Origin of the sequence: Chryseobacterium pennae (genome assembly GCF_003385515.1) — a bacterium.
Classification (GTDB): Bacteria; Bacteroidota; Bacteroidia; order Flavobacteriales; family Weeksellaceae; genus Chryseobacterium; species Chryseobacterium pennae.
The window spans coordinates 165,772-181,282 of the sequence record NZ_QNVT01000001.1; the positions used below are offsets into that span (position 1 = coordinate 165,772).

14 protein-coding genes are annotated in these 15,511 nt (G+C 35.3%); 9 read left to right on the forward strand and 5 right to left on the reverse strand.

All coding sequences use genetic code 11. The features are described from left to right. From DRF65_RS00770 to DRF65_RS00810, 9 genes are all read left to right on the forward strand, one after another. Positions 1-1,155 carry a glycosyltransferase family protein gene (locus DRF65_RS00770; protein WP_115968050.1) on the forward strand — a complete coding sequence of 385 codons (1,155 nt, stop codon included), beginning with the start codon at positions 1-3 and terminating at the stop codon, positions 1,153-1,155. Positions 1,156-1,159: 4 nt separating this feature from the next. Then, on the forward strand, positions 1,160-1,948 hold the full coding sequence (locus tag DRF65_RS00775; protein ID WP_123947250.1) for a glycosyltransferase family 2 protein: 789 nt from the start codon (positions 1,160-1,162) through the stop codon (positions 1,946-1,948). A 10-nt stretch (positions 1,949-1,958) separates the two neighbouring features. Beyond that, the gene (locus tag DRF65_RS00780; RefSeq protein WP_115968054.1) at positions 1,959-2,921 is read left to right on the forward strand and encodes a glycosyltransferase family protein; all 963 of its coding nucleotides are present in this window, start codon (positions 1,959-1,961) and stop codon (positions 2,919-2,921) included. Positions 2,922-3,147: 226 nt separating this feature from the next. Then, complete coding sequence (locus DRF65_RS00785) at positions 3,148-4,071, forward strand: glycosyltransferase family 2 protein (RefSeq protein WP_115968055.1); 924 nt, start codon at positions 3,148-3,150, stop codon at positions 4,069-4,071. Positions 4,072-4,117: 46 nt separating this feature from the next. Continuing rightward, on the forward strand, positions 4,118-5,914 hold the full coding sequence (gene asnB / locus DRF65_RS00790; protein ID WP_115968057.1) for an asparagine synthase (glutamine-hydrolyzing): 1,797 nt from the start codon (positions 4,118-4,120) through the stop codon (positions 5,912-5,914). Beyond that, positions 5,914-6,852 (forward strand): glycosyltransferase family 2 protein, encoded by a 939-nt coding sequence (locus DRF65_RS00795; protein ID WP_115968059.1) that lies wholly within the window; start codon positions 5,914-5,916, stop codon positions 6,850-6,852. The genes asnB and DRF65_RS00795 overlap by 1 nt, the downstream gene beginning before the upstream one ends. A gap of 2 nt (positions 6,853-6,854) precedes the next feature. Further along, positions 6,855-7,790 carry a glycosyltransferase family 2 protein gene (locus DRF65_RS00800; RefSeq protein WP_115968061.1) on the forward strand — a complete coding sequence of 312 codons (936 nt, stop codon included), beginning with the start codon at positions 6,855-6,857 and terminating at the stop codon, positions 7,788-7,790. Positions 7,791-8,036: 246 nt separating this feature from the next. Continuing rightward, the gene (locus DRF65_RS00805) at positions 8,037-8,981 is read left to right on the forward strand and encodes a glycosyltransferase family 2 protein (RefSeq protein ID WP_115968063.1); all 945 of its coding nucleotides are present in this window, start codon (positions 8,037-8,039) and stop codon (positions 8,979-8,981) included. 213 nt (positions 8,982-9,194) lie between these two features. Beyond that, positions 9,195-10,136 carry a glycosyltransferase family 2 protein gene (locus DRF65_RS00810; RefSeq protein WP_115968065.1) on the forward strand — a complete coding sequence of 314 codons (942 nt, stop codon included), beginning with the start codon at positions 9,195-9,197 and terminating at the stop codon, positions 10,134-10,136. Between the two features lie 11 nt (positions 10,137-10,147). Here the strand turns inward: DRF65_RS00810 and DRF65_RS00815 are convergent, their stop codons facing one another. From DRF65_RS00815 to DRF65_RS00840, 5 genes are all read right to left on the reverse strand, one after another. Continuing rightward, the gene (locus tag DRF65_RS00815; protein ID WP_228438426.1) at positions 10,148-11,065 is read right to left on the reverse strand and encodes an SGNH/GDSL hydrolase family protein; all 918 of its coding nucleotides are present in this window, start codon (positions 11,063-11,065) and stop codon (positions 10,148-10,150) included. Position 11,066: 1 nt separating this feature from the next. After that, positions 11,067-12,500 carry an MBOAT family O-acyltransferase gene (locus DRF65_RS00820; RefSeq protein ID WP_115968069.1) on the reverse strand — a complete coding sequence of 478 codons (1,434 nt, stop codon included), beginning with the start codon at positions 12,498-12,500 and terminating at the stop codon, positions 11,067-11,069. A gap of 320 nt (positions 12,501-12,820) precedes the next feature. Next, positions 12,821-13,759, reverse strand: coding sequence for a hypothetical protein (locus DRF65_RS00830; protein WP_115968073.1), 939 nt, complete (start codon positions 13,757-13,759; stop codon positions 12,821-12,823). A 52-nt stretch (positions 13,760-13,811) separates the two neighbouring features. After that, on the reverse strand, positions 13,812-15,248 hold the full coding sequence (locus DRF65_RS00835; protein ID WP_115968074.1) for an MBOAT family O-acyltransferase: 1,437 nt from the start codon (positions 15,246-15,248) through the stop codon (positions 13,812-13,814). A gap of 10 nt (positions 15,249-15,258) precedes the next feature. Next, the gene (locus tag DRF65_RS00840) at positions 15,259-15,495 is read right to left on the reverse strand and encodes an acyl carrier protein (RefSeq protein ID WP_115968075.1); all 237 of its coding nucleotides are present in this window, start codon (positions 15,493-15,495) and stop codon (positions 15,259-15,261) included. Between the last annotated feature and the right edge of the window lie 16 nt (positions 15,496-15,511).

Sequence of the window (15,511 nt, forward strand, 5' to 3'; positions counted from 1 at the left end):
ATGAGTAAAAAAATTCTTTTTGTTTGTTACGGAGATTCAAATTCTCCAAAAGCCTGGTCTAATGTGCCATTCCTTTTTTCTGAAAATTTAAAAATGCAGGGATATGAACTCCTGCGTGTAGATCTATCACCCTCAACGAAATACGAAACATTATGGAATAAATACCCGGGAAGAATTTTATCCCGATTTTTTCCGAATCATCAATATGAATTTATTAAAACTCCTATTGCAAGGATATTAGCTTATAAAAAAATCAAGAAGGTTGTAAAAAACAATCCGGATCTTTATTTTGTTATTTTATTGACTTTCGATTTTTATAATAAGTTCAACAACACACCTTCGCTATTATTTCACGATTGGAGTTATGACATGGTGATCTTAGATCGCTTAAAGAGGAAACCCTACTTCTTTGAAAAATGGTTTATCAAATATCAACATGAAGCATTCAACAATTCCGAATTAGTAGTTTCACTTTTTAAAGATGCACAAAAAATAATTTCTGAGCGCCATGGTAAACAAGTACATCACCTCGGCAGTAATGTTGTTAATGATATCAACTTTAATAAACCTACTGTTCAAGAAATTCTAAATAAGAAAAAAAATTCAGAACAACTGCTGCTTATCGGATCGATGAAATATTTATTAGGGGCAAGAAAGTTGGTAGAAGCAGTTAGAATTTTACAGAAAGATTTCCCCAATTTAACTTTAAATATTATTAATATTCCTAAAGATAGATTGTTGTTACAAGATACAGATCGAAATATAATTTGTTATGAATATTTGGATAAGGGAGATCCGGAACAGAATATCCAATACTATGATCTTATTACGAATGCAAAAATTTTGGTAAATCCATCCGAAATTTGGGCTGCCTACTCCAGTACAATTGAATGTATGTTTTACTACACCCCTATCATTATAAAACCTTATGAAGCTTTTGCTTTAGATTATGGAAAGAAAAATGATTTCGGCATCTATCTTCAAAACACTGAAGTAAATGATATTGTAGACAGTATCCGAACAATTCTTATGATGAACGATGACGGGTATACGAAACTATGTTTAAGAGCACATGAACTGGTAAAAGATCAAACGTGGGAAAGTTATACAAAGAAAGTAATCGAACTGATGAATAATGTAGTAAATAAAAATTAATCCTTTGAAATCACTCCCTATCAGCATTTGCATTCTTTCCTGGAAAACAGGGAAAACATTGAGAAACACATTGAAATCCTATCAGAAGTATGGCCTTCTGAACATGGTTGATGATATTGTCATTCTTTTTCAGGAAATAAGTGAATCTGACAAAAAGCTGGCAGATCAGTACAATATCAGATATATAGGATTAAAAGATAATATCGGGATTGGAAAAGGGATGAAAACACTGGCAGAAAATGCAGTTTGTGAAAATATTCTTTTTCTGGAGCATGATTTTGAACTTGTTGAAAATAAGGAAACCGCATTTTCACGTCTCAAAAGTGGACTGGAGATGCTAGACAATGGTTTTGATGTAGTTCGCTACCGAAGCAGGAATACACCAGGTTATCCTCTTATTTCAATCAGACATAAAGGAAATGAGCTTGATTACTATGATGACTGGCATGAGTGTACTTCACCTCATCTTCTGGAATCTCTGCACTGGCTTGATCCGGCCTCAGAATTTCCGGACAAGATACAAAAGCAGGGAGAATATTTTGTGACCACCTCTCGATGGGCAAATTGGACTAATAATCCTTACCTTGTAAGAAAAAGTTTCTTGCTTGAGACCATTATTCCTTTCTCAGGAGAAACAGCTTCACTGGAAAGAAATATTGCGGCATGGTGGGTAAAGCAGAGCTTCAGGATTGCACAGGGAGAAGGACTTTTTAAACATAATGATCTTACCAAATATCCGAAGAAAACGATTATTCAGAAAATAATAGGGAGATTGAAAAAAATATTTAAATAACACAAGCAAGATGAAAATTCTTTTCCATGAGGATGAACTCAATTACAGGGGGACTTCCATAGCAGTATATGATTACGCAGATTTCAATGAGAGATATCTGGGAAATGAGTCTATCATTGTATACAATAAAAACTCAAAGACCAACCATCCGCTGGGTGTTGAAAAATTTGAAAAAAGGTTCCGCGTACACGGCTATTCAGACTTCAGCGAGGTAGACCAGCTGATCCGTGAACAGAATATAGACCTTTTTTATGCTATTAAAAACGGTAATATCGATGGTATAGATACCAAGGAATGTAAATCTGTAATACACAGTGTTTTCAAACATTTTGAACCTCATGGTAATGTCTATGCTTATGTGTCTGAATGGCTGAGCCAGGAAATGACGGGTTCAAAATATCCTTATGTCCCTCATATGGTAAATTTTGATTCCCAAACCAATGAAGATTTGAGAGCAGAATTCAATATTCCTCCAAATGCAAAAGTTTTTGGATATTATGGCGGTCATATCAGCTTTAATATTCTTTTTGCCCAAAAGACCATTGAAAAAATTGCATCAAAATATAAGGATATCTATTTCATTTTTATGGGCGTAGATCCGTTCATTAAAAAGAAGTGGTGGAAATCCGTTCCTTCAAACATTATATTTCTTCCGCCAAGTTCAGATATTATCATGAAGCAGAAATTCATCAATACCTGTAATGCTTTACTTCATGCCCGTGAAAGAGGGGAAACCTTCGGAATTACCGTAGCTGAGTTTGTCATTATGGGAAAACCTGTGATCGCTTTTGCCAACCCTCCGGAAAAAGCTCATATCACACATTTACAGGATCAGGCTTATTATTATAATGACAGTAAAGAACTGCAGGATATTATTCTGGATGCAGACCTCACCTTATCCGCAAAAGAACTTTATGAAAAGTTCCTTCCCCATCCGGTGATGGATACTTTTAAAAAAGTATTTATTGATTAATTATCAGGATAGAGGATTCAAACGAAGAGAGCTCTTGGCAACCTTATGTGCAACCCTCAATAAACTTACTCATATTAAGCTTGAATATATTGTATTTGGAATGTTAACTTTTCCTGCTGTTTGACAAGTTTCATAAACAACTCTACTATTTTTTGTATTTTAGAATCACGAATTTGCTGTAAAATATGCGCGCTTCATCAGTCCTCAAATAATATTAAAATAAAAAATGTCTGAGATTCATATTATCATTGTTACCTATAACGCCATGAAATGGGCAGAACGGTGCTTTACCAGCCTGAGAAAATCTTCTGTTCCAGTAAAGTGCTTTGTAATAGACAACGGATCTACGGACGGAACCCAGGAATATATAAAAACTCATTTTCCGGAAGTAGATCTCACTCAATCCGATTCCAATCTTGGATTTGGGAAAGCCAATAATATCGGTATTGAAAAAGCTTATAAAAATGGTGCCGATTTTTTCTACCTGATGAATCAGGATGCATGGCTTTATGAAAACAGCATGGAAAAAATGCTTGAAGTATATAACAGCTACCCCAACAAAGATGAAATTGGCATTATAAGCCCTATTCATGTGGATGGTTCTGAAAAATACCTTGACATCTTCCTAGATCAGTATATCGCCAAGAATTACGAAAAAACCAGGATGATCTCGGATCTGTATTTCCAGACTTTAAAACCCTATTACGAAATTCACTTTGTAAATGCCGCACACTGGTTGCTGCCAAAGAAAACCATAGAAACGATAGGAGGTTTCAACCCTTATTTTTTCCATTACGGAGAAGATGATGAATATGTGAACAGGGTTCATTTCCATCAAAAGAAAGTCCTGCTGGTTCCCCGCAGTAAAGTAGTTCATGATGGTGTACAGCTGCTTCACAAAATAGATTTTACCAAATACGAAGATGTTCGTATCGAAATCAATACGCTGAATCCGGGCCTTCCCAACGGTTTGAACCAGGAGAAAAAAGCATTAAAACAAAGTATGCTTAAAAACCTGATAACAGGAAACATCAGCAAGTACAAAGAATTGTCTCTGAAGTATAAAAAAATAAACAGAGATAGTGAAAAGATAAACAGCTTACGAAATCAATTGACACAACCAGGTTCCAGTTTTCTGAATCTATCGTAAATTAGCTGTACAAAAAGTGAAAATTAATGATGAAAAATAAAATATTATGTGTGGAATAGCGGGAATTATAAGCAGTAATGCCAGAAATTACCAGGAAGAAATCCGAAAAATGACAGATTCATTGGTCCACCGTGGTCCGGATTCTTCTCACTATGAATTTTATGAAAATGCCGCATTAGGCCACCGCCGGCTTTCTATCATAGATCTTTCTGACAATGGGAAGCAGCCTATGTTCTCCAATACCAAAAATGAATGTATTGTTCTCAATGGTGAAATCTACGGTTATCAGGATATCAAAAAACACTATGCAGAATATCCTTATCACGGAGGTTCTGATACAGAAGTCATTCTTGCCATGTATCAGAGAAAACAGGAAAACCTCATTCATGATCTTCCCGGAATGTTTGCATTTGCCATTTGGGATGAACAAAAACAACAGCTATTCTGTGCAAGAGACCGCTTTGGAGAGAAACCCTTTTATTATGCTATCGGTAAAAACAATGAATTTATTTTTGCTTCAGAAATCAAAGCAATATTAGCTTCAGGGCTTATTCAGCCTAAGGTAAGTTCACAGGCACTCTCCCATTATCTTCAATATGGATATGTAAGTTCTCATCAGAGTATTTACAGTAATATTTATACACTTCCACCCGCCCATCAACTAATCTGGAAAGACGGAAAATTTACAATTTCACGCTATTACAGTTTACCGGCAAAAGACAGGGTTATAAGCCTTTCTGATGCTAAGGAAGAATTTCTTCATCTGTTGAAAAATGCAGTTAAAAAGCAGCTTATAGCAGATGTAGAAGTAGGAAGTTTTCTGAGTGGAGGTTTAGACTCTTCCTCTGTTGTAGCTCTGGTAGATGAATTTTTGCCTCATCAGACTACTATCAGCTTCGGATATGATCATAAAGACAACGAGCTTAAATATGCAAAGGAAATTGCCGACAAATATAAAACCAATCACATTGAGGTTCACGAGAAGAAATCTGATCTCGTTACCTCACTTTTAAAAATATCCCCGTTTTTTGATGAACCTTTTGCAGATGCCTCTTTTATCCCTCATTATGAGATATGCAGAGCGGCAAAAAAGAATCTTACGGTTGTATTATCCGGAGATGTAGGAGATGAATTGTTTGGGGGATACCACTTCTATACCGTTGAAAATAAATTAAAGAAACATTTCAGTTATAAGAACATCATTGCTCAGTTTGGGTTAAAACTATATCAGCAAATAAAACCAACTTCATTCCTTACAAGGAAAAATATAGAGTTTTCATCTATTATGGATTTCCACCTGAATGATGTAAGAAATGCCTTCAATAAGAAAGAACGTGACCTTCTCGGGGTTTCTTCCGATTATCTGCAGACTTATAGTTTTACTCCTGATGCAGATTCTCTGAATGATATTATGAGAGTAGATCTTGAAAATTATGTCCCGGCCAATATGATGGTAAAATCCGACAGAATGGCCATGGCTAATTCTTTGGAAGTAAGAACCCCATTCCTGGATCTGGACTTTGCAGAATTCTGTATTCAATTACCGGATCAGTTGAAACTCAATGACAATAATGATAAAATTATCCTTCGTGAAGCCATGGGCTCTTATTGGACAGAAACTATCAGGAAACGTCATAAACAAGGGTTTGGCCTTGGAGTAAAAAGCTGGTTTGCTGAGGAGAATCTGATGAATTTTTCAAATGATCTGCTAAAAGATCCTAATCATAAGGTATTTAATTTTATTGATTTTAAAGCAGCTCAGAATTTCCTTGATAAGGATGAAAGACATTGGAATCTTTTACAGCTTGCTTTATGGGCGGATAATAATAAATCCTATTTGTAATGCTGGAAATATCCGTTATCATTCCCGTTTACAATGCTGCTGAATTCCTTGAAAAAGCTGTTCAGTCTGCTGTTCAGTTTGAAGAAGTAAAAGAAATTATTTTAATTGAGGATCTGTCTACAGACAACTCATTGGAAATTTGTGAGCAATTGAGTACTGAAATTCCAAAAGTAAAATTATTTCAACATCCGGATAAAGGCAATCATGGAGCCGGAGCATCAAGAAACCTTGGAATAGAAAAAGCAGCCGGAAGCTTTATTGCATTTCTGGATGCCGATGATCACTATCTGCCTAACAGGTTTGATGCTGAAAAGAAACTTTTCAAAGATCCAAAAATAGACGGAGTGTTTAATGCTATTGGCACAGAATATTTAACAGAAAAAGGGAAAGAAGAGTTTCAGTCTAAATTTAAAGAAATCTCTCTGAGCACAGTTAATTACCCTGCTGAGGGTGAAGAAGTGTTTAAAGGACTGCTGAGTCTTTCAACTAAAACCTTCGGTACATCTTTTCATCTCAATTCACTTACTATTAGAAAAGCTTCTCTGGAACCTCATCAAATACGATTCAATAAAGAGCTTCGTGTGCATCAGGATTCAGACTTTATCATTAAACTGGCTTATCACTGTCACTTAAAAACAGGGAACATCACAGAAGCTGTTGCTATGAGAGGTGTTCATGATAATAACAGGATCACTAAAATTGTAAAATATTCACCACAATATAATCAGAGACAGTTTCTTTTATGGCAATCTCTTAATCAATGGGCTATTTCCAATCAGATTCCCGCAGAACCCAGAAAAAGAATCTATCTAATGTATAAATCATTTGATCTGTCTTTAAAGAAAGGTTTTATCAAATACTGTACTATTTTAGGAGAAGTCCTTAAAAACCCGGAAATATTAAAAACTAAATACCGTTTCACTTACTACAATAGATGAACATGAAGATTTCAGTAATTATACCTGTATACAATGCAGAGAAATATGTATCAAAAGCCGTAGAATCAGCTTTACAGCTTAGTGATGTCTATGAAGTCATTTTGGTGGAAGATCAATCTCCGGATAACGCGCTTCAGGTCTGTCATGAGTTAGTTCAAAAAGATGAGCGGGTAAAGCTTTTCCAACATCCTGACTTGGGCAATCATGGTGCAGGAGCCAGCAGAAATCTGGGTATAGAAAAAGCAACCGGGGAGTTTATTGCTTTTCTTGACGCAGATGATTATTTTTTGCCTAACAGATTTACAGCTGAAAAGGAACTTTTTAAAGATCCAAAAACAGATGGCGTTTTTAATGCCATTGGTACGGAATACCTGACTGAAAAAGGTAAGGAAGAATTCATGACTAATATCAATGACGATGAACTGCTGACGGTCAACTATGCAGCAGAAGGAAATGAAGTTTTCAGAGGCCTCCTGGGACTTACTCCCAGAGTATTTGGTTCGTTTTTCACTTTAGATGCCCTTACCGTCAGAAAAAATTCACTTGAAACCAAAAAATTAAGATTTAATGAAGCACTCCGTCTACATCAGGATTCAGATTTCATCATCAAACTTGCTCACCAATGTTACCTGAAATCCGGTATTATAGACCTTCCTGTGGCTATGAGAGGAATGCATGATGATAACAGAATTACCAAAATAATAAAGTATTCTCCACAATATAACCAACGACAATTTCTTTTCTGGAATTCTCTCTACGAATGGTCTACTACTTTATCTCTCGAGAAAGATGCTGCACAGCACATTTATCTTCAGAAAAAGGCATTTGAACTTTCAAAAAAAAAGGGAGTTTCAAAAACAATAGGATTGCTGGCTGCTGTTTTTAAAAACCCCTATATATTAAAAACTAAATATAGATTCACCTATTCTCACGCATAATAAACTTTTCTTAAAGTAATAATAAATCCCACAAATGGGTATTTCATGTTATTTTTTTCACTTTACAATGATGAATTTTCTTACAAAATCACTTCCCTGATGGCATCTACAGTGTTTGTGTGCCATTTTGCAAAAAAAACGAAATCTTAATACCTTAAAATAAAATCAAAACCTTAAATTTCGAATTCAAAAGGTACTAATAAAACGCAATTGTAAATTCTAAATTTATTGTAAAAAGGAGAAGAAATGAGAATCTCAGTAGTTATTCCCGTTTATAATGCAGAAAAGTTTGTTACTCAGGCAGTAGACTCGGTTCTTCAGTTTGATGAAGTGCACGAGATCATTCTGATCGAAGATAAGTCGCCGGACAACGCATTACAAATATGCCGGCAACTTGCCGAAAAACATGAAAGAATAAAACTTTACCAGCATCCGGATAAGGAAAACCACGGTGCCGGCCCAAGCAGAAACCTTGGAATAGAGAAATCAACCGGTGACTTTGTCGCTTTTCTTGATGCAGACGACTATTTCCTACCCAATAGATTCGACGCTGAAAAGGAGCTATTCAAAGATCCAAAAGTAGAAGGCGTCTATGGAGCTCTTGGAGTACACTACTATTCCGAAAAAGCAAAAGAGCAATATTATCAGTTATTTGGAGACAGGCTCACCACAGTCTATAAAAAATATGATCCTAAAGACGTTTTCCCGGGACAGCTTCATATGCTTGGAACCTTTGGACTCTTTAGTATTGATACTTTAACGATACGCAGGGAATCTTTAATGAATAAAGTAACCCCACTTTTCAAACCTCATTTAAGACTTCATGAAGACACTGAATTTTTGTTTCGTCTTTCTTATTATCTGGATCTTTATCCCGGAATTCTGGATGAAGCGATCGCTGTAAGAGGAGTACATGAAAACAACAGAATCACGAAAGTTGATCTGCGTGTCATAGATCCGTCTGTTTCCAGGGCAATGCTTTGGAAAGAAGTTGATCTTTGGTCTCAGACTGAAAACGAAATTTCTGAAGATGTAAGGATACATATCAAAAGGATGCACCGAAGTTTTGAAATCGCAAAAGCTCCCCTGATAAAAAAATGGGGAATGATCATCAAATACTTCTTTACAGATTATAAAAGCATAAGGTCCGGTCTGTACAACATAAATTTCCGGCATTCATTGATCTCTTAAAAACTAAAACCACCATACTTTTACAGCTTAAATTAAACACAAAAGAAAGGCATACAAGGTCATCAGGATCTTTTTTTCGGGCACATTTACTGAATCAGATTAAAAAAAGTATATTTTTTTACATAAAAAAAATTCAGGCATAAGTCTTTATAATTGATTATCTTGCAAAGCTTTTACCCACACAAATGATATAAAAAATTAAGTTGACAAAAAATGAAAATTTCAGTAATTATTCCCGTTTACAATGCCGAAAAGTACGTTTCTCAGGCAGTGGAATCTGCTCTGCAGTTTGACGAAGTTTGTGAAGTCATTCTGATAGAAGACAAATCCCCGGATCATGCGCTAGAAGTATGTGAACAGCTTACCAAAAAATACGATCGGGTAAAACTTTATCAACATCCGGATAAAGGGAATCATGGTGCAGGCCCAACACGGAATCTGGGAATAGAAAAATCTACCGGAGATTTTATAGCTTTTCTGGATGCGGATGATTATTTTCTCCCCAATAGATTTGATGCTGAAAGAGAACTTTTCAAAAAACCAGAAATAGAAGGAGTTTATGGTGCTCTTGGTGTGCATTATTATACTGAAAAGGCAAAAGAACAATATTATTCGTTATTTGGAGACAGACTCACTACCGTTTATAAAAGACATGAACCCAAAGATGTTTTCCCCGGACAAATCTATATGTTGGGAAGCTTTGGTTTATTCAGTATTGATGCTTTAACGATCCGTAAAGATTCATTAATGAAAAAAATGGATCCATTGTTTAAATCCAGCTTAAGACTGCATCAGGATACAGAGTTTTTGTTCAGACTATCCTATTATCTTAATCTTTATCCCGGAATTTTAGACCAAGCAATAGCTATACGTGGTGTACATGAAGACAACAGAATTACCCAGGTAGATTCTAAAAAAATAAATCCTGCAACTACCCGTGTCCTTTTATGGAAAGAAGTGGATACCTGGGCTGAAAACGAAACTACCCTTCCTGAAAATATAAAACTTCACATCAAAAGAATGTACAGAAGCTTTCAGATTGCCAATGCTTCCACTTCAAAAAAGTGGGGAATGATCATGAAGTTTCTTGTAACAGACTATAGAAGCATCCGTTCCGGTATTTATAACATCAATTTCAGGAATAATTTATTTTAAGTCAGTACATGCTATTTTCTTCTGACTGCAAGAATAGAATCTGCAATACGGTCAGTAATCCTCAGACTTGATTTTTTATACAAATGGTTTCCATCTGTGTAATCGTATTCTGAATAATTTTTTGAGAAGTCAAAAAACTGCACATTCTGTTTCCTTGCTATATCCCTCAATAATTTGTTAAAATAAGGATATTTTCTATTTTCAATAGCCATAAGGCCTTCTGATGTAGGGAGGCGAACCAGATAAACCTTACCTTTTGTTCTTAGATAATTAATCATTTCATTGATCGCTCTGAGACGCTCCGGTGAAAGTTCTACTGTATTAGCAAGATCTTTATAAAACAGTTCCTTTTTATTTGTTCTCACTGCCACAGAGTCCGGATGCATATTGATATTAACCTCCAGCCAGCCATCGTTGTGAAGAAAAGTGTTGGATCGTCCCAGTTCCGCTCTTTCAGTATAAATCTTAAACCAGCTTCTTGTATAATGTTTCAGCAGATACTCATAGTTGGGAGACTGATCATAAAAATGCATATCATTCAATGGAGAATGCTCTTCAGGGAAATCTTTCTCTTCTTTAATGCTTTTATTTAATGACAGATTCCATGGGCTTACTGTAAAAATAAAAGTCCCGTTTTTGGTTTCAGGATCTAATTTCCTTTTTAAAGCTTTAAAGTAAACCTGTCCATAAGGCGATTCTACAATATTCAAAGAAAAATTATCAAAATCTCTGGAAAGCTTCTTTTTCAAAACTCCGGGAACAACTCCCTGTGAACCTCTTGAGTCACCCAATATAACATTTTGCGGCTTTTTCACAGCAAAATGCATATAGTTATCATCTGTATTGCCATCAGCATAAGATCCAAGAATTGCCAATACAATAAGTACTGCAGCAAAATAAGGTAGTATTTTAATTAAAAATTTCTTCATGCTAAAACTGAAAATAAATAAATTCATTATTCCCGAAATTGGCATAACGGAGAATAATATAAATAACAACCAGATAGAAAATACGTCGTATCAAAGGGCTGAATCTTTTAATTTCTAATCCGTGAAACCTTTCTCTGTTGATCCATTCTATAATCAGCATCAATCCAATCAACGCCAATACTTTTACCGGCAACGGATGCGGAATAGAAAGCAATTCGCGGCTAAAAATTCTGCCAATATAGTGAATCGCCTGTGTTACAGATTCTGCCCTGAAAAAAATCCAGGCGATACAGGTGATCAAAAAAGTAAACAGGATCTGAAAACATTCTTTAAAAGAAGGTAAGAATTTTCCCTGAGCCGCAACTTCCATATTCTGGCGATTTCTATTCATCATCAGCAAAGGCATAAAGTACAGAGCGTTGAGGCCACCCCAGATCATAAACGTCCAGTTGGCGCCATGCCAGAATCCCGAAACCAGGAAAATAATAAATGTATTTCTGATCTTCATCGAAAGCCCTCCTTTACTTCCTCCCAACGGAATATACAAGTAATCTCTGAACCATGAAGAAAGTGAAATATGCCATCTTCGCCAGAATTCTGCAATGTCTCTGGAGAAATAAGGAAATGCAAAGTTTTTCAGTAATTCAATACCAAATAGTCTGGAAACTCCCAGGGCAATATCGGAATATCCTGAAAAATCCCCATAGATCTGAAAAGCAAACAACACCGTTCCTATTACAAGGTTAGCAGGGCTTTCCGTCTGATAATTGTTAAATATTTCATTCACCAATGGTGCACAATTATCAGCAATCACCATTTTTTTGAAAAATCCCCACAAAATCTGCCGCATCCCATCTACCGCCTGCTCATAGTTGAACACTCTCTTCCGCTGTATCTGAGGCAAAAGATGAGTAGCCCTTTCTATTGGTCCCGCCACAAGAAGGGGGAAATAACTCACAAAAACCGCATAGTCTGTAAAACTTCTCTTAGCCTTTATTCTCTTTTTATAGACATCAATCACATAAGAAAGTCCATGAAATGTATAAAATGAAATTCCTACCGGAAGTATGACATTGAGCAGCCACATATTGGCCTTGAAGCCAAAACCGCCAAGAAGGTCTGCAAAGCTCTCAACAAAGAAATTATAATATTTAAAGAACCCTAGAAAACCAAGATTGATGGCAATACTTAAAGTAAGCCAGAATTTAGCTTCCCGGTTGGTCTTGCTGTTCTCAATTTTAATTCCTGATACATAATCCAGCCCAATGGAAAACATCAGTAAAAAAAGGAATCGCCAATCCCAGCAGGCATAGAAATAAAAACTGGCCAATAGCAACAGTCTGTTTTGCTCCTGAAATTTTCTGTTGAAAACAAACCAATAGAGGCAAAACACTATTGGTAAAAAAATAAGAAATCCTATTGAATTGAATAACATAGTAATTAGAAGGTATGGGTTATAATACTTCTCTGAAACCTATTGTTTCTGTTTTTATATTATTCTTTTTACAAAAAAATACAAAATTCAAGTTTTTCTCTGATAGAATATTCTTTATTAATGGAGGAACATTTATTATTTCAATCATTGTAAGTGTTTTAGGTTACACGATTTGTTTTCTGATTTTAATTACTCTTCTGGCACGTTATCAGTGAATTCCGGAATTAAATTTACAATTCTTATTACTAAAGCCTTATATATTATTCTTATTTTCTAAAAAATAATCCGCATTCAACCGTTTAAAATAACTCCGGTATTATTTAATGAGACAAAACATCTCTTGCTACAACTCCTGAAAAATCTTCAACGGATTTCTCATCCAAATGAACCTCATCCAGCCATTTATACGTGCTATCCAATCCATTATAATTGATATAGGAAACGTTTGTTTTTGAAGCAACAGTCTGCATACGGCTATCAAAGTCCGGAAATGCCTTTTCTTCTATGGAATAAGGTACTTTATTGACTGGCATTCTTATGATCATCACTTTTCCGTGCTGCTTAAGAAAATCAATCGTTTTTTCAAGATAAAGAATTCTATTTTCAGATACTTTCAATCCGTCAATCCTTTCCTGAAGTTTTCTCATATTCTTTTCGTTGGACTTCTGCTGCTTTTCCGGCGCAACTTTTTTTATAATTTTCAGATCATATCTTCCGTTGTCTAAGATCGTAGAAACTCCAACGATGTTTTTAGGAGGTATGATTTTCTTATTAAGCTCATTGGTAATGGAAGCGTCATAACTTTCAAACAGATATTCAATATTGGGATTGATGGCTACCCTTGAAGTTTTTGCAACACTTTTATCATTCTCAATATAAAATTCCGGACTGTCCGGTTTCTTTTTATCCACCATTAAGGCTGTAGGCTCAACAGTTACAATAAAAACACCATCCTTAGTTTCCGGTTTTATCTTTTTCTCAATAGACTCCAGATATTTGGGACCGTAAGGAGAGTGTGCCCAGGTAAACGAATAATTATATATAGCCGTATTAGGATATTTTGAGTGCAAAATGCGATCCATAATAACAGGATCCATCAATGCAGCCCTTGAGCTTCCCAATACAAAAGAATTCTGCTGGGGAGAGGTAAATCTTCTATAAAAATCATCCGAATGTTTTGATAAAAAATAGATTGCATATCCTAATACCAATAAAGGCAGGATAGAAAATAGGATCAATTTTAAAAGTGATTTCTTCATAATTTAAATTATGCTTGAGCTTACTGGGTTCTTTCTATAATTTCTGTTAATATTAAAACATGGCGTACATAAATCCTTTAGGAGCTATATAAAACAGAAAAACCAAAAACACCAATACATAATAAAAGCCCCATCGTAAAACGACATTCTTTTTCACCAAAATCTCCTTAATGGCATATTCCTTATCCCGGTTTCCCCATTCCAGCAACAGCATAAATACCATTACCAATATAACTTCTTTCTGGATTGGAAAATTGGGCAGCTGGAAAAATGACAATGAGAAAATTCCCTGATAATATTTCGCCGCCATTTCCATATCTTTTGAAAAGAAAAGGATCATCAATAAAGTGAAAAGAACAAACGTTACAGGAATATTCTTTATTTCATCTTTTGTAGGTATGAAATTGTTCGATGTTTTAATCTTTTTATTCATTTTCCCACTCAGAATCAATGGAATAAACATGATTCCGCTTACCAGTCCATGAATAATATAATGCCATTCTGCTCCATGCCAGAATCCCACTACCAGAAAATTAATAATGATGGCCATAATCAATCCATATTTATCATAATCTCTGAAATGGATGGATAAAGGAGTAAAAACATATTCAGTAAGCCAGGAGGTCAAAGAAATATGCCATCTTCTCCAGTAATCGGCAACATTCTGGGCAAACAGTGGATAATTAAAATTGGGTTGAATTTTAATCCCTAACAGCTTGGAAATACCTATAGCCATGTCCGTATATCCTGAGAAATCTGAATACAACTGGATAAAATACAATACTGCCCCGGCAAATAAAGCGCTTCCGTTTAAGGTATGATAAGAATCAAATAGCTGAGAAGTAATTCCGGCAATATTATCTGCTACTACCAACTTTTTGAAAAGCCCCCATAAAACTTGTTTCAGTCCATCCGTAAATTGAGGGGAAGAAAATTCTCTTTTTATTTTCAGATTTTTCAAAAATGGTGTGGCTCTGTCAATTGGTCCGGCAATAATACATGGAAAAAAGGCGATAAAAACGGCATAATCCAGTAGAGATGGAATTTCCTTCAGCTTATTATTCCTGATATCCAACAAATAACTTATCATCCTGAACGAATAGAAACTAATCCCTATCGGAAAAATAATCTTTAATATTCCCAGTTGATCCTTAGCTCCAAAAAGGTGCAGAAAATCATTAAAGTTCTCAATAAAGAAATTAAAATATTTAAAATACAAAAGCTGAATCAGGACAATAAAAACCCCTGACCTCAACCACCATACCTTAGACTTTTCTTTCTGAGCAGATTTTATTTTATTCCCTACAAAATAGGTAACCCCTGTAGTAGCAACCAATAATGATAAAAACTCCCAACTCCAACTGCTGTAAAAGACATAGCTTCCTATAAGCAGAATTATATTTTGGATCTTCGAGGTTTTTCCACCGAGATAATAAATAAAATAGAGCGCAATAAAGAAAATTATAAAGCTGTATGAATTAAGAAGCATACAACATCTGTTATTTAGAAGTTATAGAGTCTATCATTTCCCCTACATCATTCCAGCTTCTGATTTCTGATGAAGTAAAGCGGATTCCAAATGCTTTTTCTACCGCTACAATTAACTGAATATGAGAAAGTGAATCCCATTCTTCAATGTCTTCGGCAGTAGTTTCCGGAGTCAGTACAATTTCATTATTATCCAGTTCATCACGGAAAATATCAGTCAGCTTAGCTAAAATTTCATCTTTGTTCATAGTGTCTTGCAATGTG